Origin of the sequence: Hydrogenophaga sp., assembly GCF_030656115.1 — a bacterium.
GTDB lineage: Bacteria > Pseudomonadota > Gammaproteobacteria > Burkholderiales > Burkholderiaceae_C > Hydrogenophaga.
This window is the reverse complement of sequence record NZ_JAUSOO010000068.1, coordinates 1-20,062: the sequence shown is the minus strand read 5'-3', so window position 1 is coordinate 20,062 and position 20,062 is coordinate 1. Positions and strand designations below refer to the sequence as shown.

18 protein-coding genes are annotated in these 20,062 nt (G+C 66.9%); 5 read left to right on the top strand and 13 right to left on the bottom strand.

Translation table 11 applies throughout. The annotated features are described in order from the left end of the window. The 5 genes from Q7J58_RS09700 to Q7J58_RS09680 form a co-directional block, all read right to left on the bottom strand. Positions 1-106, bottom strand: a 106-nt coding sequence (locus Q7J58_RS09700; protein WP_304826839.1) for a glycine--tRNA ligase subunit alpha, incomplete at its 3' end; no start/stop codon positions are given. A 103-nt stretch (positions 107-209) separates the two neighbouring features. Further along, a complete protein-coding gene (gene lnt, locus Q7J58_RS09695) occupies positions 210-2,027 on the bottom strand; it encodes an apolipoprotein N-acyltransferase (protein ID WP_304826836.1) in 1,818 nt (605 codons plus the stop codon). Between the two features lie 65 nt (positions 2,028-2,092). Beyond that, positions 2,093-2,959, bottom strand: coding sequence for a transporter associated domain-containing protein (locus Q7J58_RS09690; RefSeq protein ID WP_304826830.1), 867 nt, complete (start codon positions 2,957-2,959; stop codon positions 2,093-2,095). Positions 2,960-3,050: 91 nt separating this feature from the next. Further along, positions 3,051-3,782 carry a GNAT family N-acetyltransferase gene (locus Q7J58_RS09685; RefSeq protein WP_304826828.1) on the bottom strand — a complete coding sequence of 244 codons (732 nt, stop codon included), beginning with the start codon at positions 3,780-3,782 and terminating at the stop codon, positions 3,051-3,053. A 79-nt stretch (positions 3,783-3,861) separates the two neighbouring features. After that, the gene (locus tag Q7J58_RS09680) at positions 3,862-4,335 is read right to left on the bottom strand and encodes an Lrp/AsnC family transcriptional regulator (protein ID WP_304826833.1); all 474 of its coding nucleotides are present in this window, start codon (positions 4,333-4,335) and stop codon (positions 3,862-3,864) included. Between the two features lie 117 nt (positions 4,336-4,452). Between Q7J58_RS09680 and hppD the strand changes: the two genes are divergently transcribed. Together hppD and phhA are read left to right on the top strand one after the other, a co-directional pair. Further along, entirely contained in the window at positions 4,453-5,583 is a 1,131-nt protein-coding gene (gene hppD, locus Q7J58_RS09675; protein WP_304826824.1) for a 4-hydroxyphenylpyruvate dioxygenase, read from the top strand. A gap of 133 nt (positions 5,584-5,716) precedes the next feature. After that, positions 5,717-6,571 carry a phenylalanine 4-monooxygenase gene (gene phhA / locus Q7J58_RS09670; RefSeq protein ID WP_304826821.1) on the top strand — a complete coding sequence of 285 codons (855 nt, stop codon included), beginning with the start codon at positions 5,717-5,719 and terminating at the stop codon, positions 6,569-6,571. Here the strand turns inward: phhA and Q7J58_RS09665 are convergent. Beyond that, entirely contained in the window at positions 6,493-7,497 is a 1,005-nt protein-coding gene (locus Q7J58_RS09665) for an alpha/beta fold hydrolase (protein ID WP_304826818.1), read from the bottom strand. The two genes, phhA and Q7J58_RS09665, sit on opposite strands and share 79 nt — an antisense overlap. Positions 7,498-7,608: 111 nt before the next feature. Between Q7J58_RS09665 and Q7J58_RS09660 the strand changes: the two genes are divergently transcribed. From Q7J58_RS09660 to Q7J58_RS09650, 3 genes are all read left to right on the top strand, one after another. Further along, positions 7,609-8,343 (top strand): hypothetical protein, encoded by a 735-nt coding sequence (locus tag Q7J58_RS09660; protein WP_304826815.1) that lies wholly within the window; start codon positions 7,609-7,611, stop codon positions 8,341-8,343. Positions 8,344-8,463: 120 nt separating this feature from the next. Beyond that, positions 8,464-10,158, top strand: a complete 1,695-nt coding sequence (locus Q7J58_RS09655) for an AMP-binding protein (RefSeq protein WP_304826812.1) — start codon at positions 8,464-8,466, stop codon at positions 10,156-10,158. A 154-nt stretch (positions 10,159-10,312) separates the two neighbouring features. Next, complete coding sequence (locus tag Q7J58_RS09650; protein ID WP_304826809.1) at positions 10,313-11,257, top strand: MBL fold metallo-hydrolase; 945 nt, start codon at positions 10,313-10,315, stop codon at positions 11,255-11,257. Positions 11,258-11,335: 78 nt separating this feature from the next. Here the strand turns inward: Q7J58_RS09650 and Q7J58_RS09645 are convergent, their stop codons facing one another. From Q7J58_RS09645 to Q7J58_RS09615, 7 genes are all read right to left on the bottom strand, one after another. Beyond that, positions 11,336-13,147 carry an acyl-CoA dehydrogenase C-terminal domain-containing protein gene (locus Q7J58_RS09645; protein WP_304826806.1) on the bottom strand — a complete coding sequence of 604 codons (1,812 nt, stop codon included), beginning with the start codon at positions 13,145-13,147 and terminating at the stop codon, positions 11,336-11,338. A gap of 49 nt (positions 13,148-13,196) precedes the next feature. Continuing rightward, positions 13,197-13,967, bottom strand: coding sequence for a crotonase/enoyl-CoA hydratase family protein (locus tag Q7J58_RS09640; protein ID WP_304826803.1), 771 nt, complete (start codon positions 13,965-13,967; stop codon positions 13,197-13,199). Between the two features lie 60 nt (positions 13,968-14,027). Beyond that, positions 14,028-15,887 carry an AMP-binding protein gene (locus Q7J58_RS09635; RefSeq protein ID WP_304826800.1) on the bottom strand — a complete coding sequence of 620 codons (1,860 nt, stop codon included), beginning with the start codon at positions 15,885-15,887 and terminating at the stop codon, positions 14,028-14,030. A 38-nt stretch (positions 15,888-15,925) separates the two neighbouring features. Beyond that, complete coding sequence (locus Q7J58_RS09630; RefSeq protein ID WP_304826797.1) at positions 15,926-17,590, bottom strand: 3-hydroxyacyl-CoA dehydrogenase NAD-binding domain-containing protein; 1,665 nt, start codon at positions 17,588-17,590, stop codon at positions 15,926-15,928. Positions 17,591-17,594: 4 nt separating this feature from the next. Next, entirely contained in the window at positions 17,595-18,764 is a 1,170-nt protein-coding gene (locus tag Q7J58_RS09625) for a thiolase domain-containing protein (RefSeq protein WP_304826794.1), read from the bottom strand. 18 nt (positions 18,765-18,782) lie between these two features. After that, entirely contained in the window at positions 18,783-18,986 is a 204-nt protein-coding gene (locus Q7J58_RS09620; RefSeq protein ID WP_304826791.1) for a hypothetical protein, read from the bottom strand. Positions 18,987-19,569: 583 nt separating this feature from the next. Continuing rightward, the coding region (locus Q7J58_RS09615; protein ID WP_304826788.1) for an IS5 family transposase at positions 19,570-20,062 on the bottom strand (493 nt) is incomplete at its 5' end.

Sequence of the window (20,062 nt, the reverse complement as noted above, 5' to 3'; positions counted from 1 at the left end):
GGCTGGTGCGGGCGCCCACTTCCATGTCGTTGGGATGCAGCAGCGCGCTGCCCTGGGCGTCCCAGTAGGACTGCAGTTTCAAAATGATTTGCTGGAAGGTCAACATGCGCGTGGAGCCAGGGCGGTGCCCGGGCTGAAGGTGGTCTTGGTGTGAAGACAACAGACCCGGCCGGGCCCGTTGCACAGAACGGTGATTTTACGGGGCCTGCTCAGCCGTGCGGCAGGCGCGCACGGCGGCGGCTCGCGGCGATGAGCAGCACCAGCACCAGACACACGCCCCACAGCGGCCCAAGGCCCCACTGGGCCGTCCAGCGGGCGTAGGGCGTGGTGCCGCTGCGGCCCTGCACCGTGGCCTCGAGCCGGTCGCGCGTCAGGCGGGGCAACTGGTGCGTGACCACGCCCCGGTGGTCAATGACCGCGGTGGCGCCGGTGTTGGTGGCGCGCAGCATGGGCCGGCCCAGTTCCAGCGCGCGCAGGCGCGAGATGTGCAGGTGCTGGTCAATCGCCACGGTGTCGCCAAACCAGGCGATGTTGCTCAGGTTCACCAGCACCGTGGGAGCCTGGGCGGGGTCGCGGAACGAGGCAGCCAGCTCTTCGCCAAACAGGTCTTCGTAACAAATGTTGGTGGCCAGACGCTGCCCGCCCACCGCCCAGGGCGCCTGCCCCAGCGTGCCCCGGTTGAAGTCGCCCAGCGGAATGCGCATGAGGTCGATGAACCAGCGAAACAGCGGTGGAATGAATTCGCCAAATGGCACCAGGTGGTGCTTGTCGTAGCGGTAAAACCCGTCCGACACCAGGTTCACCGGTGCCTGCGGGTCGGTGGTGCGGGTCAGCTGGGCGCGCGCTGCGGCGGCCGACGCCGGCGACAGGCCCCAGGCCGAGTTGGTATAACCCTGCGAAAAACTCCCCAGCGGAAGACCCAGCAATGTGCTCACCGGCACGGCCACGCCGGGCTGCGCCAGCCCGTCCAGCAGCGGCTGCCAGAATTCGGGGCCGAGCTGCTGCGGCAGCAGGGGCAACGCGGTTTCGGGAGCCACCACCAGTTGCGGGGCATTCGCCATGCCGGCTTTGGCCGCTGCCACCGCTGCGCTGATTTGCTGCGGGTACCAGGCCAGTGCCTGGGCCACGCCGGTGCCGGCTTCAAACTTTTCGTCTTGCGCCACATTGCCCTGCAGCAGCCACACCCGCAGCGTGCCAGCGCTGGTGGTGTCGCGCTGGCCGTAGGCGCGCCAGGCTTCGCCGCCGCCCAGCAGGCTCCACACCAGCGCCAGCCACACAATGGCGGTCGAGGCCGTGCGCCACAGGCCATCCCCCTGGAACGCGGTAGAGCGGGCCATCAGGGGCGGAATGCCCGAGCCAGGCACCGAGCGCCGGGCGGGTGAGCCCAGCCAGTAGCCCAGCGCGGCCCCCACCCACGCCACGCCAGAAGCCAGCGCGTAGGCCAGCAGCGCCGCCCCAAAGCCCATGCCGTAGACGCCCACCAGCGGCGCCCAGGCGGCCATCAGGTCCACCTGCGCGTAACCGCCCGCGCCCCACGGGAAGCCGGTGAGCCAGCGGCCACGGGCCAGTTCGGCCAGCGTCCAGAGCGCGGCAAACAGCAGGGCTTGCGCGCTGCGCGACACCGGCGCCCACCGGTACAACAACGCCGCCGCCAACGCGTAATACAGCGCGAGCGCTCCGGCCAGGGCCAGCACGGCCAGCACGGCCATCCAGGCGGCCAACCCTCCGTAGGTGTGCATGGACACAAACAGCCACCAGAAGGTACCCACCAGCCAGGCGGTGGCAAACAACCAACCCCGCCAGGCCGCGCGGCCCACGCCCCCGCTGCGCTGCAGCGCCAGCACCAACACGGCCAGGGAGGCGATTTGCAACCAGCCGCAGGGCTGGCCCGGTGCGGTGCCGGGCAGGCTCCAACCCGGAAAGGGCCAGGCCAGCGCAGCCGCCTGCAAACCACCGGCGAGCAGACACAGCAGCGCCCACACGGCTGCGCCGCTGCGCGCGCGCCGCCCGGGCGGCAGCTGGCTCATCGGCCCAAAGCTCGAAGGGGCGTGCAGCGATCCGAACAGGCTGCGCATGGGCGGGCAGGCGGCGGTCAGGCTTCTGCCGAGACCGGCATGACCTTGAACCACTTCACCGCGCCGCCTTTGGTGTGCAACACCACAAAGCGCAGGCCTTCGAGTTCGTGTACCTCGCCGCGCTTGGGCACGTGGCCCATGGCGTGGGCGATCATGCCGCCGATGGTGTCGAAGTCTTCTTCGGGCAGTTTCAGCCCAAAAGACTCGTTGATGCGCTCAATGGGCGTGTCTCCACTGACGCGCCAGGTGCTGTCGGCCAGGGCAAAAATGTCGCCCTCGTCTTCCACCACATCGAACTCGTCTTCAATCTCACCGACGATTTCTTCCAGCACATCTTCAATGGTGATGAGACCGGCCACGCGGCCGAATTCGTCGATGACGATGGCCAGGTGGTTGCGGTTGCCGCGGAATTCGCGCAGCAGGTCGTTGAGCCCCTTGGTTTCGGGCACAAAGGTGGCCGGGCGCAACAGGGCGCGGATGTTGAGTTCGGGCGCGCGCTGCAGCTTGAGCAGGTCTTTGGCCAGCAAGATGCCGATGATGTTTTCCCGCTCGCCCTCGTACACCGGAAAGCGCGAGTGCGCGGTGTCGATCACGAGGTGCAGGAGTTCGTCGTAGGGGGCATCGATGCTGAGCACATCCATGCGCGGGGCGGCCACCATCACATCACCGGCCGTCATGTCGGCGATGCGGATCACGCCTTCGAGCATCACGCGGGATTCGGCGTTGATGATGTCGTTGTCCTCGGCCTCGGCGAGGGTTTCGATCAGCTCGTCCTTGGAGTCCGGCCCGGGATGGATGAATTCCGCAAGCTTTTGGAGGAAACCACGTTTGTCGACATGCCGCAGGCTGCGCTGCGGCCCACTACTGGGAGGGGATTCGGCCACTGAAGGGTAAGTGAGTGTTGAGACAGGGCACAAGGATACCGCAAGGCCCAGGCCGTCAGCAAAAACGCCCCACCTGCGGTGGCTCAGCCGCTCAGTTGCGGTACCGGGTGCGCGCGTCGCGCACGCCCTGACGGATGTCCTGCAGCAAACCCAGCACCGACCAGAACTGCTTGGCCTGCGCCTTGAGGTGGTAGTCGCCCAAGGCCACGTGCTCGCTCAACAGCTCGGTCACGCGCGAATCAAAATCGGCCGGGGGCAGGCGCACATGGGCCTCGCTCTCAGAGCCGTCGCGCTCGATCACCGCACCGGCCTGGCGGGCAATTTTGAGCATGGCGGTGTTCTCGGACAGGGCGTGGATGAACAACAGGTTCACGCCCTGGTTGCGGGCGTGCATGGCGGCCCGCTCAAACAGGCGGCTGCCGTAACCCCGACCGCGGGCGCTCTTGCCCACCGACACGCCAAACTCGGCGCAGTTGATGCACGCCGGATCGACCGAAAAGGCCAGGTGGGCCATGGCGATCAGCTCCAGCTTGCGGTTGAAAATGCCGAACAGCTCGTCGCGGTCAAAGTCCAACTGATCCACGTACCGGTGAATATGCTCGTCGTTGGCCGCATAGCCAAAGCGCAGGTAGCGGTCTTGCGGCTCCAGCGCCAGCAGGTGGGCTGCGATGCGCTCGCGCTGGGCGGCGCCTATGGACCGAATGGGCACACCCGCGGCCTTGGCACGCGGCGGCGCGGGTGGGTGGTTGGGTGCGGCATCGGGCGTGTCAGCCGGCACCGGCGCTTCAGGCGCCGACTTGAACCAGGGGGTGGAATTGAACATGGCCCGAATATAAGGGTTTTCCCTATATTGACAAGGACGGATTCCCCTAATCCACAGAAACCCGACGGACGGATGGTGATCACAGCGGCAAAGCGGTGGTGCTTTTCACCCGGTCCATCACAAAGCTGGTCTTGCAGTCCTGCACGCTGGGGTGCTTGAGCAAGGTGTCCATCATGAAACGCGAATACGCGGCCATGTCGGCCACCACCAGGCGCAGCTGAAAGTCCATCTCGCCCGTGAGCGCGGCGCATTCCACCACCTCGTGCCAGCCCATCACGCTGGCGCGGAACTGGTCCATGGGGTTGCGTTTGGCGCTCTCGGCGTGCTTCTCCAGCCGCACATTCACATAAGCGGTCAGGCCCAGGCCCACGGCTTCGGGCTTCACCAGGGCCACGTAGCGGTCGATCACGCCGCTGTCTTCCAGCCGCTTCACGCGGCGCAGCACGGCGCTGGGCGACAGGCCCACCACCTCGGCAATCTGGTCGTAGGTGGCGCGGCCGTCGGCCTGCAGGCTGCGCAATATGTGGCGGTCGAGCTTGTCCAGTGTGGGCATAGCCCACATTTTGCAGTTTTCCTGCGTATGCGCCTCAGGCAACACCCCAATACGCTGGAATCGTGATGCCTTGCGCCGATACAGTGGCGGATCACCTCGACCACAACGGAGACACGCATGAACGCCGCCTTGCCACAGACCGCCACCCCACCCGCCACCACCGCCACGGAATGGGCCAACCCCATGGGCACGGACGGTTTCGAGTTCATCGAATACGCCGCACCCGACCCGGTGGCCATGGGCGCCCTGTTTGAGCGCATGGGCTTCAAGCCGATTGCGAAGCACCGCCACAAAGCGGTGACGCTGTACCGCCAGGGCGGCATCAACTTCATCATCAACGCCGAACCCGACAGCTTTGCGCAGCGCTTTGCCCGCCTGCACGGCCCCAGCGTGTGTGCCATTGCGTTTCGGGTGCAAGACGCCAAGGCCGCCTACGAGCGCGCCATTTCACTCGGTGCCTGGGGCTACGCCCACACCGCCGGCCCGGGCGAGCTGAACATCCCGGCCATCAAGGGCATTGGCGACTCGATCATCTATTTCATCGACCGCTGGCGCGGCAAGAACGGCGCACAAGACGGCGACATTGGCAACATCGGCTTTTTTGACGTGGACTTTGAACCCCTGCCTGGCGCCGAACTGAACCCGGTGGGCCACGGCCTGACCTACATCGACCACCTGACGCACAACGTGCACCGCGGCCGCATGGACGAGTGGGCCGGTTTTTATGAACGCCTGTTCAACTTCCGCGAAGTGCGCTATTTCGACATCGAAGGCCAGGCCACCGGCGTCAAAAGCAAGGCCATGACCAGCCCGTGCGGCAAGATCCGCATTCCCATCAACGAAGAAGGCAACGAAAAAGCGGGCCAGATTCAAGAGTACCTGGACCGTTACCAAGGCGAAGGCATCCAGCACATTGCCATGGGCTCCAACGACCTGTACGCCACGGTGGACGCGCTGGAGTTGAGCGGCGTGAAGCTGCTCAACACCGGCGAAACCTACTACGAACTGCTGGACAAGCGCATTCCGGGGCACGGCGAAAACGTGCCCGCACTGCAGCAGCGCAACATTCTGGTGGACGGCGTTCCCGGTGAATTGCTGCTGCAAATCTTCAGCGAGAACCAGCTGGGCCCGATCTTCTTCGAGTTCATCCAGCGCAAGGGCAACCAGGGTTTTGGCGAGGGCAACTTCAAGGCCCTGTTTGAGAGCATGGAGCTGGACCAGATGCGCCGCGGCGTGCTGAAAGGTTGACCTTCGAGAAAGGGCGCCTGGCCGCGTTGCGGCTGTTGGCCGTGGCGCTGCCACGGTCTGCACCGCCACGCCGTGCCCGGCACCCTTTTCGAAGGTCTTGTGTGGCACCCCGCTTGAATACCTGGAGACTGTGATGGCTGTTGAACCTGTTGTTTATGGCGCCAGCGAGCGCCCCCCGCGCGGCGACTACGCCCGCGCCAGCGACGACTACACCTGTGCACAAAACTGGGCGGCTTACACCGAGGCCGACCACGACACCTACCGCCGCCTGTACGCACGGCAGAGCGCACTGCTGCCCGGGCTGGCGTGCGAGGCGTTCATCAACGCCCTGCCCTCGCTGGGCGCGAGCGACCAGATTCCGCGTTTTGAAGACATCAACGCGCGCCTGAAGCCGGCCACCGGCTGGGAGCTGGTGGCGGTGCCGGGGTTGATCCCGGAACGGCCGTTTTTCCAGCTGCTGGCCGACCGCCGCTTCCCCGTCACCGACTGGATACGGCAGCCCGAAGAGTTCGACTACATCGTCGAGCCCGACGTGTTCCACGACCTGTTTGGCCATGTGCCGCTGCTGTTCAACCCGGTGTTTGCCGACTACGTGCAGCGCTACGGCGCCGGGGGGCTGAAGGCGCACGACCTGGGCGCGGGCGAGTTGTTGTCGCGGCTGTACTGGTACACCATTGAATTTGGCCTGATTCAGCAAGCCGACGGCCTGCGGGCTTACGGGGCTGGCATCTTGAGTTCCAGCGGGGAACTGCGCCACAGCGTCACCAGCCCACAACCCCAGCGCCTGGCGCTGGACCTGCTGCGCTGCATGCGCACGCGCTACAAAATTGACGACTACCAGGCCACCTATTTCGTGATCGACAGCTTTGACCAGCTGTTTGAGCTGACGGCGCCCGACTTCGCGCCGCTCTACGAGGCCGTGGCTGCGCAAGGCGAGCTGGCGCCGGACGCCAGCAGCGCCAGCGACTCGCGCATCACCCTGGGGTGAAACGCCATGGCCACGTGCGCCGCACCGGGCACCAGCCGGTTGTCGGCGCCGGGCAGCGTGGCGGTGGAGGCGGGAAACACGATGTTGTCGGTGTTGGCGTACCAGCAAATGAACTGCCGGTAGGTGGCTTCGGGCGCGTGCTGCGCCTCGGCCGCGGCCAGCGCCTGCAGCCAGGGGCTGTGCATGCGCATCTGACGGCCATTGGGCAGGTGGCTGAACTGCCCCAGCCAGGTGCCGTGGTGCGGCGTGCCGATGCTCAGCACCCGCTGCACGCGCGCGGGGTTCGCCACATCGGCAACCAGCCAGGCGCGCGCCGCCAAACCGCCCATGCTGTGGCACACCAATTGCGGCGGCAGTCCGCCCAAAGCCTCGGCCCTGCGCACGGCCTGCTCCATCAGCGGCACATAGTCGTCGATGCTGCCGAACACCGGCTCCAGGTTGACCGAGACATACGGCACGCCCAGGCGGCGCAATTCGCGCATCCAGGGGTGCCAGAAACCCCGGTTGCACACAAAGCCGTGGACGAACACCACGGCACCTGCACCGCTGGCGCTGCACGCGGGTGCAGTCAGCGTATCGGGCCAACGCCGCCACACAAACGGCTGGCGCCAGGCAAACACCCGGGGCGCCATGCGCACCTCTTGCCACCACGCACGGGCCAGATCGGCCCAGCGCGGGCGCGGTGCCGGGTCGGCGCCGTGCACCCTGGCCACGGCCACCAGTTCCAGCGCCAACACCAGCGCGTAGCCGCCCAGCAACAGCGCCACGCCCGCCACCGCTGCCGCTGGCGAATGCGGCCACACCCACAGACCCCAGCCCAGGGCGGCGGCCAACGCCACGCACACGGCCCATTGCTGCAAGCGCGCCAGGCGGGAAGGCGCCAGCGCTGAAAGGGATGGACTTTCTTGAACAGGTGTTTCAGGCATCCCCACACTATCCCACGCTTGAGGCGGTCAAGCGCACGGCGGGGACCGCTGCTAGAGGTTGCGCTCTAGCGGTCAGATCAAGCCGTCTGGCCGGGCTAAACTGTTTTGAACATGACCACAGCCACCCAAGCTGCCGAGCGCATCCGCACCCACCTGGCGCGGGTGGCCCGCTTGCGCGAACAGGCCGACGCCGCTGGCCTGGCGCAGGCGGTGCATGCGGTCAAGCAACTGCAGGCCCAACGCTTTCGCGCCACCTACACCGACTTTCTGGCCGACGCCCGCCACGCCCCGGCCACCCGGTTCTTTCTGGAAGAACTGTACGGCGAGCACGATTTCCGCGAACGCGACAGCCAGTTTGGTCGCATCGCAGGCGCACTTGAGCGGCTGTTCCCCGAGGCGGTGGCCCAGCTGGCGGTGGACCTGGCCGAAACCCACGCACTCACGGAAACGCTGGACCACCAGCTGGCCACGCACTGGCTGGCGCAAGACCCCGCAAGCCCCACCGCCCTGCGCTACACCCGCTGCTGGCGCCTCACCGGCCAGCACGCCGAACGCGAACGCCAACTGGTGGTCGTGCTGCACATGGGTACCGAACTGCAGCGCCTGACCCGCATGACCCCCTTGCGTGTGGCGCTGAAAATGATGCGCCGCCCGGCACAGGCGGCCGGGCTCCACGCCCTGCAGCAGTTTCTGGAACGGGGCTTTGACGCGTTTGCCACCATGGGCGATGCGAGGCGTTTTCTGGCCGCCATTGAACAGCGCGAGCGCCATTGGATCAACACCTTGTTCACCGCCGATGCGGCGTTGGCAGCGAACGCACTTCAAAGCGAACTGGCCCGCGCCTGATCGGCGGAGCGCCATGGGCGGGCTGTGCTTTCGGTGACACGTTGTTAGGGCAGGCCCTGAGCCCGGTGTGGCCGCAGCGCGCCAGAATGGAAGGGTCTTCAACGCACCGGCCCTCGCCCCATGAACCGTCCCTGGCTTGCCCATTACCCTCCTGGCGTCCCGCACACCGTGGAACCCGAGCAGTACCGCTCCCTGGCGGCTTTGCTGGAAGCGTCGCTCAAGAAAAACGCGGCCCAACCGGTGTCCGTGTGCATGGAGCGCTGGATGTCTTACGGCGAACTCGATGCCCACAGCGCCGCCCTGGGCGCCTGGCTGCAGTCCCAGGGCATGTTGCCCGGCGCGCGGGTGGCCATCATGCTGCCCAACGTGCCGCAGTTTCTGGTCACCATGGTGGCCATCCTGCGCGCGGGCTACACCGTGGTGAACGTCAACCCGCTCTACACCGCGCGCGAGCTGGAGCATCAACTCAAAGACTCGGGCGCAGAAGCCATCGTCATTCTGGAAAACTTCGCCGGCACGCTCGAAGAGGTGATCGATCACACCGCGATCCAGCACGTGGTGGTGGCCAGTCTCGGTGATTTGCTGGGTTTTTGGTACGGCCGCTGGATCAGCTTTGCGGTGCGCCATCTGGCCAAAATGGTGCCCCCCTTCAAGCTGCCGCTGAACAGCTCACGCGGCCCCCGCACCATTCTGAGTTTTCGGCAGGCACTCAACCAGGGCGCCGAGCTTGCGCTCAAACCCAGCCAGGCCCACCTGGATGCCACGGCATTTTTGCAATACACCGGCGGCACCACCGGCCTGTCCAAAGGCGCGGTGCTCACCCACCGCAACGTCATTGCCGCCGTTTTGCAGGCGGAAGCCTGGTTCAACCCGGCCTTGCAGCGCCTGGGCGACCTGCGCAAGACCAACGCCATTGCGGCCCTGCCGCTGTACCACATCTTCGCGCTCACGCTCAGTTTGCTGAACATGCGCTGGGGGGCGCACATGACGCTCATTCCCAACCCGCGCGACATTCCCAAACTCGTGGAGACGCTCAAGAAACGGCCATTTCACATCCTGCCCGCCGTCAACACGCTGTTCAATGCCCTGCTGCAAAACCCGCAGTTCCGCCAGCTCGACTTCTCTTCTCTGGCGCTGTCGCAAGCCGGCGGCATGGCAGCCTCCGAAGGCACGGCGCGCCAGTGGCTGGCGGTGACCGGCAGCGCCATGGTGGAAGGCTGGGGCATGAGCGAGACCTGTGCCATCGGCACCAACAACCCGGTCACCAACCGCAACTTCTCCGGCACCATCGGGTTGCCCTTACCGGGTATCGACATCGCGATCAAAGACGACGCCGGCCAGGACGTGGCCCAGGGCGGCGCCGGTGAGATTTGCATCCGGGGTCCCAACGTCATGACCGGTTACTTCAACCAGCCCGCAGAAAACGCCCAGGCTTTTACGCCAGACGGTTACATGCGCACCGGCGATATTGGCGTGATGGATGCGAGCGGATACACCCGCATCGTCGACCGCAAAAAAGACATGATCCTGGTCTCCGGCTTCAACGTGTTTCCGAACGAGCTTGAGAACGTGATTTCTTTGTGCCCGGGTGTGCTCGAATGCGCGGCCATCGGTGTCGCCGACGAAACCCAGGGCGAAGCCGTCAAGGTGTTCGTGGTGAGGTCGGACCCGACCCTGCGGGAAGAGGACGTGGCGCGCTATTGCCACGACAACCTGACCGGCTACAAACGGCCCAAATACATCGAATTCCGCGACGAGCTGCCAAAGACCAACGTGGGGAAAATCCTGCGTCGAGCCCTTCGTGCGGCCACATGACAGGACGGACGCAACACCGCCAGGGCTGAACGCCAAGCCGCAGACAGCACATGCCCCAAACGGCAAGGCTTTGCAACACCACCCTGGCGCTTGTGCGCAAGCCCTACACAAACCTTGCACGTCCGCCACGTCCACCCTACCCGCAGGCACTTTCTTGAACAACAGCACCCTTTCCATCGCCGAGCAACTGACCGCGGCTGGCGTCACGGTTTTCGAGCGCGGCTGGCTATCGGCCAACAACATCCTCATTCAAGGCAACGGCCCCACCGCGCTGGTGGACTCCGGCTACTGGACCCACGCCGAACACACCTTGGCCCTCATGGATCACGCATTGGGTGGTCGTGCGCTGGACCTGCTGCTCAACACCCACCTGCACAGCGACCACTGCGGCGGCAATGCGGCAATCCAGCAACGGCACCCGAACGCCAGAACGTGCATTCCGCCGGGTCACGCCAGCTGCGTAGCCGATTGGGATCCCGTCGCCCTCACCTACGAACCGACCGGGCAACACTGCCCACCGTTTCGGCACGACGCCGTGTTGACGCCCGGGACAGGCATCCGTCTGGGTCCATTGGATTGGGAGATCCATGGTGCCAAGGGGCACGACCCCCACTCCATCGTCCTCTTTCAGCCCGAACAGCGCATCCTGATTTCGGCAGACGCCTTGTGGGAAAACGGGTTCGGCGTGGTGTTCCCCGAGCTGGAAGGCATCTCGGCATTCGATGACGTTGCCGCCACACTGGACCTGATCGAAGAGCTGGACCCGTTGCTCGTCATACCGGGCCACGGTTCCATTTTTCATGACGCCCAAGATGCCTTGCAGCGGGCGCGGAACAAACTGGAATACTTTGTCAAAAACCCGGCCAAACACCACCGGCACGCCTTAAAGGTCTTGCTCAAATACAAGCTGCTGGAATGGCAGTCGGTCGAAATGGATGAACTCATCGAATGGAGTTTCCGTTGCACCTACCTCAAAGCCGCCATGCCACACCAAGGTTCAGACAGGGAAGCGGGTGCCCTGTGGACGCAGGGTCTCGTCAACGAACTGGCGCAAAGCAACGCATTGACCTTAGCGGGAACCACGATCCGCAATGGCTGAGAGCCAGGGCCCGCGGCAACCTGCACATCCACCTGCACAGCCTTGCAAACAGGCACCAGAGCCGCAGCCGCCGCACCGTCAGACCTGCGCACCGTCCATCGCCATCAACGCGACAGAGCCGCGCTGAATCCGTTCAGCCAGGCCCGCCAGACAGGGCATCTGTCGGTCCATCCAGACCTGCGCCAGCTGCCTTTTGCTGAGCCCCACGGTCGACGCCAGGTCTTCGGGCAGGCGCAGCGCCGTCTCGGCCAGCTCCAGCCAGGCCCAGCCCACAGCGAGGATGCCGTACATGGTCAGCAGGTCGTGGGCGGCCGCGGTGGGCGCGTGCGGGTCGTCCGCTGCCTGCCGCTGCACGGCCTGGTGGGCCTGCGCCAGCCGCTCCAGGCCCTGGCGCAGCCGCTGCGCCAGATCGGCGATGGCCGGCAACGGGGTGCAGCGCTCGATGCTGGCCAGCAGGACGTCGCGGAACACGCCCATCCTGCGCCCGCCGTGCGCCGTGAGCTTTCGGGTGACCAGGTCAATGGCCTGGACGCCATTGGCGCCTTCGTAAATCTGGCCGATGCGCGCGTTGCGCACCATCTGCTCCAGGCCCCAGTCGCGCACATAGCCATGCCCACCGAGCACCTGCTGGCAGGCGTTGGTGGCGTTGAAACCGCAGTCGGTGAAGTAGGCCTTCATCACGGGGGTCATCAGCTCGACCATGTCGCTGGCCGTGCGCCGCTGGGCAGGGTCCGGCGCATCGGCCGCCTCGCTCTGGTACAGGGCCACCCGCAGCGCCAGCGCGCGTGCGCCTTCAGCAAAGGCACGGCTCTCCAGCAGCAGGCGCCTCACGTCCGCGTGAACCACGATGGGGTCGGCCGCCTTGTCGGGCGCCTGCACGCCCGCCGCGCTGCGGCCGGACAGGCGCTCGCGCGCGTAGGCTGCAGCGTTCTGGTAGGCCATGTCGGCGTAGGCGATGCCGGAAATGGCGGTGCCCAGACGGGCATGGTTCATCAGCAGGAACATCGCGGCCATGTGGCCGCTGCTGCCCGCCCCCTGCCCCGCGATGCGCCAGGCGCGGGCCTGATCAAAGTCCAGCACGCAGGTGGCGCTGGCCTCGATGCCCATCTTGTGCTCGATCGCGCTCACACTCACCCGGTTCGGCGCACCGAGTTGACCCGTCGCCACGTCCAGCTCGCGCTTGGACACCAGGAAGACGTGCACGGCCGAAAGGTCGTCGGCCACCCGGCCGTCGTCGCCCGGCACCTTGGCCAGCACGATGTGCACGATGTTCTCCGTCAGGTCGTGGTCGCCGCCGGAGATGAAGATCTTGCTGCCCGAGAGGCGCCAGGAACCATCCTCAGCGGGGACCGCCCGGGTGCGGATCTGCCGCAGGTCGGTGCCGCAATGGCTTTCGGTCAGGCACATGGTGGCGGTCCAGTCGCCGGCCACCAGCCGGGGCACCACGTGCGTCTTCATCCAGTCGTCGCCGAGGGCCTGCAGCATGCGGGCGGTGGGCGCACAGAAGCCGCCGTACATCTTGAAGGCGTGCCCGGTGGCCACACCGATTTCATCCACCGCCACCGACAGCACCGGCGGCAGGCCCGCACCACCGATGGCCTCGGGCAAGGTCAGGTGGTGCCAGCCGCTGTCGCTGTGCATGGCCCAGGCCTCGCGGAAGCCCTGGGGCGTGACCACGCGGCCGTCCACCAGGCGCGCACCCTCCTGGTCCCCCGGCGCGTTGATGGGGTGCAGCACCTCCTCGTGAAAGCGCGCAGCGGACGACAGCAGCTCGCCCGTGAACCCGGGCGTGAGATCGGCGAACCCCGGCAGCTCGGTACGCTCGCTCAGCCGCAGGTGGTGGTGCAACAGGAACTGGTGGTCCTCAACGGGGGAACGGTAGAGCGGCACGGGATGTCCTTGTGTGTCCTTGTCTGTCTGGCGGCGCCAACGGGCGCCTTCACTTCTGCGCCTTGCGCCCTTCGAAGAAGCTCGTGATGCGCTGGCTGGCATCGGCGCCGGTCATCGACGCGACCATGGTCTCGGCAAACAGCCCCTCGGCCTGCCCCATGTCGCTGATGCGGGGGATGCCGTTGATCACGGCGTAGTTCGACATCGGCGCGTTGCTGGCCACGGTGGCGGCCAGCTGCATCGCGAACGCCAGGCCGGTGCCGTTGTCGACCACGTAGTGCGCCAGGCCCAGCTGCAGCCCGGTATCGGCGTCGTGGGTTCGCGCGGTGAGCATCATCTCGACCATGCGGCCCGCGCCGATGATGCGGGGAATCCGCACCGAGCCGCTGCCGCCCACGAAGATGCCGCGCTGGCCCTCGGGCAGCTGGAAGAAGGCCGAGCGCTCGGCCACACGGACATGGGTGGACGCCGCCAGCTCCAGCCCCCCACCCACCACCGCACCCTGCAGCACGCTGATGACGGGGACCTCGCCGAACTGGATCAGGTCGAACGCGCGGTACCAGGCCTTGGAGCGGCGCTGGTCGATGATGGTGTTGTCGCTGCGCGTGGCCAGCAGCTCCTTGAGGTCCAGGCCGGCGCAGAAGTGCTCGCCATGCCCGTGCAGCACGATGGCGCGCGCGTCGGTGGGCGGGTTGGCGAAGAAGGCGATGAGTTCCTCGATGAGCTGGTGGTTCAGCGCGTTGCGCTGGTCCGCGCGGTCAATGGCCAGCGCATACACGGGGCCGTGCTGCTCGACCTTGAGCAAGGGAGTCTGGGACATGTCGGTTTCCGTTTCCTGGTTGTGTTGGGGAGGCTGCGGTGGGCGGTGCACCGCGAGACATCAGACGATCTGGATGACCTCGGCGTCTGGCGGCTCGGCGAACAGTCGGGCCACGTCCTGCGCGCGCCGCGTGAGCACCCGGCGCTGGTTGACATAGCCCTTGTCGGTGATCTCTCCGGCGCCCATGTCGGGCATCTCGCCCAACAACAGCACCCGGTGCACACGGCGGCTGCCACCACCGCCCGCCGCGTTGTGGCGCTCGATGGCGTAGCGGACCGCCGACCGCATCCAGTCGGACGCCGCCAGCTCGGCGGCCGAAGCACCCGGCATCTGGGCGCGCACCCGGCACACCGCCACATTGGGCCAGGCCAGCAGCGCGATGCAGGGCTGGTCGGCACCGGCCACCACCACGTCGCTGAACAGGCCGCCGCTGGCGTCGATCAGCTCGACCCGCAACGAACCCACGCGCACAAAAATGCCCGACTGCAGCTTGAACTCTTCGGCCACCCGCCCGGCGAACACCAGGCCCTCCTCCGGGCGCGCCGGGTCGACGAACTGAACGGCGTCCCCCATCAGAAAGAAGCCCTCTTCATCAAATGCTTCGGCCGTGGCGTCGGGGCGGCTGAGGTAACCGGGCGTGTTGACCTCGCTGCGCACGCGGATCTCGTAGCGGGTGTCGTCCAGGGGCACCAGCTTCAGTTCGACGCCGGGGTGTGGCAGGCCGATGCAGCCCGCGGACTCGGTGCACCAATAGGACAGGGTGACGCAGGCGGAGGTTTCCGTCGAACCGAAGGCGGAGATGAAGGGAATGCGCTGCCCGGTGGTGCGCACGGCGACCACCTGCATGCGCTCGTAAATGGCGTTGGGCATTTTGGCGCCCGCGTAGGCCACGACACGCAGCGCCCTGAACAGGCCATCGGCCAGGGCCGGGTCTTTTTCCAGCGCATCGACCAGCATCGAATAGCCCAGGGGCACGCTGCCGAACTCGGTGGGCGAGATCTCCCGCAGGTTGCGGATGGTTTCATCGAACAGGCCCGGCACGGGCTTGCCGTCGTCCAGCCACAGGGTGCCCCCCGAGGCCAGCACCACACCGAACTGGATGCTGCCGCCGGCCACGTGGCTCCAGGGCAGCCAGCCCAGAATCCGCGCCGGTTGCTCGCGGTGCTTCGGCGCCAGCAGTTGCCGGTGCATGGCCACGCCGTTGGACAGCATGGCGTGCGTGATCACCACCGCCTTGGCCGCGCCCGTGGAGCCGGAGGTGAAGAGGTACTTGGCCACGGCACCGGGCTTCAGCGCGGCCAGCGCCTCCTCGGCCTGCGGCGTCACCTGCGTCTGAGCCCATGCACTCCAGGGAACCACCATCGGATGCTCTGGCACCTCGTCCACACAGACGAAGCGCGCGTCGGGCGGGATGCGCAGCCCCTGGATCACCCTCTTGAACTGCGCGCCGTCCTGCACGAACACCACCGCCGGGTTCAGCAGGTCCACCATGCCCTGCAGCGTTTCCAGCGTGGGCGTCATCAGCGAATACGCCGGGGTGATCGGCGCATACGGCATGCCGGCCTGCATGGCCGCCAGGCTCATCACCGCGTGTTCCAGCGAATTGCCGCTGAGCGCCATCACGGTCCGCCCGGGCTGCCGCAGCGCCAACAGCGCTTCGCTGACGGCGTCAACCTGTGCCTTGGCCTGGCCGTAGCTGAGCGACTGCCAGGCCCGGTCGGCACCGCGCCGCTGGGCCAGCCAGGTGGCCTCGGGCTGAGACTGCGCCAGACGCGCCAGGGTCTGGGGCCAGGTTTCCAGGCAGGGCTCGAAGCGCTCGCCGCTTTGCAGCAGCAGCGTTCCGTCGCTGCGGCGGTTCAGATCGAAGCGGCGGTGAATGAACGGGTGCGCCCGGAAGGGCGCCTGGTCGGTGTCGAGCATGGGGCTGTCTCCTGTTGTTCGGTCTGTGGGCCGAGGCGTTACGCGGTGAAGCCCTGCCCGCTTCCAGCCAGTTCCACCAGCAAGGCACTGGGCCGGAAGCGTTCGCCGTGGCGCTGCTGCAGCGCCAGCAGGCGGTCGCGAATATGGGCCAGGCCCAGCCGGTCGGCGTGGTGCATCGGGCCGCCCTTCCAGTCGGGCCAGCCAAAGCCTTTCTGCCAGACCACGTCGATGTCGCTGGCGCGCGTCACGATGCCCTCCTCCACCAGCTTGGCGCCCTCGTTGATCATGGGCAGGATCAGCCGCTCGCGCACCTCGTCGTCGGTGATGCGGCGCCGCTGAATGCCCATCGCTCTGGAGACGCTTTCCACGATGGCCGTCACCTCGGGGTCGGGCAGCGGGCGCCGCTTGCCCGCTTCGTAGCGGTAGTAGCCCTTGCCCGATGTCTGGCCCAGCCGCCCGGCCTCGAACAAGCGGTCGCCCACCGGCTCGCGCTCCCCGCGCGACTGCCGATAGCGGTAACCCAGCTCGATGCCACCGGCCATGTCCGCCAGATCGAAGCTGCCCATGGGCAGGCCGAAGTCGGTGAGCACGCGGTCGATCTGCTCGGGCAAGGCGCCTTCGTAGAGCAGCCGATTGGCCTCCTGGTCGCGGGCGATGAAGAGGCGGTTGCCCACGAAACCGTCGCACACGCCGACCACCACCGTGGTCTTGCCCAGCCGCTGGCCAAGGTCCATGCCGGCGGCCACCAAGTCGGCACGCGTGCGTTCGCCACGCACCAGCTCCAGCAAAGGCATCACATGGGCCGGGCTGAAGAAATGCAAGCCCAGCAGGGACTCGGGGCGCTGGAGGCCGCGCGCCAGCAGATTGATGTCCAGGGTGGACGTGTTGGTGGCCAAGAGTGCGTCGGCATCGGCATGGCGATCAATCTGGGCCAGGACTTCCTGCTTGAGCGCCAGCTGTTCCCACACCGCCTCGATAACGAGGTTGGCACCGGCCACATCTTCCATGCGCATGCTGGTGCGCAGGGTGTCGTGCAGCGATTCACGCACGCCGTCGGGCAACTTGCCGCGCTGCGCCAGCGAAGCCAGGTTCTTCGCAACCGCCTCCCTCGCGCGCTGCAAGGCCGCTTCGTCCCGGTCGATCAGACACACGCGAATGCCGGCCGCGATGAGCGCGGTGGCAATCCCGCTGCCCATGGTGCCCGCGCCCACCACCGCCGCGCTGCGCCAGGCAAACCCTTCGGGCAGGCCAGGAAGGCCCGGCACGTGCCGCGACGCCGCCACGGCGCGCCGCGTGTACTGCCGCGCCTGCTCGGCGGCCACGGTGGTGAAGGCCGGGACCTGCTGATCGCCTTCGGCCTGCAGGAAGCGCAGGCTCACAGGCTCGCCGATCTGCATGGCGTGCACATCGCAATCGACCACGGTGGTGACCATCGACGGCCCCTCGGGCAGGTCAACCACCGCCACCGCCGTCGGCCGCCGCGCGCCACGCACCACCGAGAACGAATAGACCGTGCCCTGGCCACTGGCCTGCAGCCAATCGGTCTGCGCTGCGCCGCAGAGCGGGCAATGGGTGCGCGGGTAGAACGTGGTTTCCTTGCACGCCGGGCAGTGCTTGAGCAGCAGGTGCCCTTCGTTGGCCGCCGCCCAGAAGGGCGCGGCTTCGGGTTGCACGTCGATGGGGGGAAGCAGTTGGGATGTCATGGTGTCACTCCCGGCCCAGAATCAACGTGCCCGCCACGTGGTAGGTCGCCAGGGACCCACCCGTGCCATGCGCCAGCACGAGCTCGCAGTCGGGCACCTGCACCGCGGGGTGGGCTTCGCCCCGGCACTGGCGCACCGCCTCCAGAATCTTGGTCATGCCGCCCTTGTTGCCCGGGTGGTTGCTGCACAAGCCACCGCCATCGGTGTTGAAGGGCAGCTGGCCCACGCCGGAAATCAGGTTGCCATCGGCCACGAAGCGCCCGCCTTCGCCCTTGGCGCAGAAGCCGAGGTCCTCCAGTTGCAGGATCACCGTGATCGTGAAGCTGTCGTAGAGCGAGGCGTAACGGATGTGGGCGGGTTTGACGCCAGCCTCTTCAAACGCCGCCGCGCCCGACTGCACACCGGCCGTGTAGGTGAGGTCGATGCGCCCGCCGTGGGTGTGCTTGATCGCCTCGCCGGCGCCCAGCACCTTGACGATGGGTCGGCCCAGTTCGCGCGCGATTTCGGGGCGGGTCACGATCACGGCGCCACCGCCGTCGGTCATGACACAGCAGTCCATGCGGCGCAGCGGGTCGGCCACCAGCGGTGAGGCCAGCACGTCGTCGACCGTGATCACCTTGCGCAGCAGGGCATGCGGGTTGTGCTGCGCATGGTGCGACGCGGCGACCTTGACCCAGGCCAGTTGCTCCGGTGTGGTGCCGTACTCGTGCATGTGCCGGCGCGCCGCCATCGCGTAGGCGTACAGCGGCGCCATCGGAACGGGCGCCAGAAACGGCAGATCGGGCATGTGGCGCAGGTCGATGCCGGTGAGGCCGGTGCCACCACCGGCGGCGAGCGGGCGGTCGGCCAGCGTCACCAGCGCCACATCGCAGTGGCCCGCGGCAATGGCCTGCGCGGCGTGGTTCACGTGCAGCATGTAGGACGAGCCGCCTGTTTCGGTGCTGTCCATGTGGCGCAGCCGGTTCAGGCCGATGTACTCGGCCATCGTCATGCCGCCAAAGCCCGGCGCGTCGGCGCTGCAGAAGAAGCCATCCACATCCGACAGCGACAGACCGGCGTCCTTCAAGGCGCCCAGTGCCACCTCGGCATGCAGCTGGGCAGACGAGATGCCGTCGGCACGCCGCGTGGGGTGTTCGTAAATGCCCGCGATGCAGGCCTTGCCTTTGATGCTCATGGTCGACCTGCCTCCCGCTCATTCGGGCTTGTAGCCGGTGATGCGCACAGGCTCGCCCCAGGCGTTGCAACCGTCGCGCGAGGCACTGGCAAACGCCTGACCGGCGGTGGGGTGGCCCCCCGGGAGCCTGCGCGGCAGAAAGAACACCGAGCGCAACACCCAACCCACCGGCAGGCCGCAGCGCTGCGCACCGAAGAAACCATGGCGGCGGCCACCAGGCACTCCTGCGCACCGTTGGCGCCCGGGGACCCGGAATTGGCGCGACCCCGGCTGGCCCTGGCCCATGCCAGAAAGCCCCGCATGTTGCACACCGCCTCGGGCACCCCGGCGCCAATGGCCACCGCGTGCGAACGCTGCGCGGTGCTGGCCACGGGCGTCCGTTCCCCGAACTTGTCGCCCGGGCTCTTCGGGACCACGTCAAGGAGCCTGACCCGACCCGGCAACGGCTCCTGCGCCACGGCAAGGCCGAACCAGGAAGTTGTCGCCGCCAGCGTGCTCAGGTGAGCGAAATCTCTGCGCTTGATAGCCATCGTTGTTCCCATACATCCTGCGCCCCCGGTGACGATCGTGCGCAGCGGTTCGGATGAATCACACCCAAATAATGACAGGTAGACTGTTGATTTGCATCCGGATAAACCATTAGGTAGCCTGACGATTCAGCAGGAGGCAGGACCGACGCAAAACCGTCAGGGCCAGGCGCGAAGCCGCAGACAGTACGCAGGTACGGCCAAGCCACCGGATGGAGCCCCAGGGCTTTGTTGCACAACTCAAAAACGGAACGAGCTGACCCCAACCCCAGACGCAGCTATGCCATGGCGGCCACGGGCACCGTTGTCGGGCGCCCGAGCTGCGTAAAGCGGTTGAGCAGCGCCACACGCACATGCAACTCCGCCACCTGACGAGCGAACGTGCGCGCCATAACCCGCTCGCCCAGGCGCTTGAAGCAGTGCATCTTGGTTTCCACCAAGCTTCTGCGGTGGTAGCCGCTCCACTTCTTCCAGATGGTCAACCCCAGCCGGCCACAGGCTTTGAGCGCCTCGTTGCGCACGCTCGCCCCCACCAGGGTCGCCTTCCACGGCTTGCCGTTCTTGCGCGGTGGGATAACCGCCTGTGCGCCACTTTGGGCAATCGCCGCATGGCACGCCTTGGTGTCGTAGGCCCCGTCGGCGCTGACACTGGCCAGCGCTTCGTCGGGCGGTATCTGAGCCAGCAGCTCGGGCAGCATCGCCGCGTCTCCCACGCTGTTGTCGGACACCACAATGGCACGAATCTCCAGCGTGTGGGCGTCAATGCCCAGG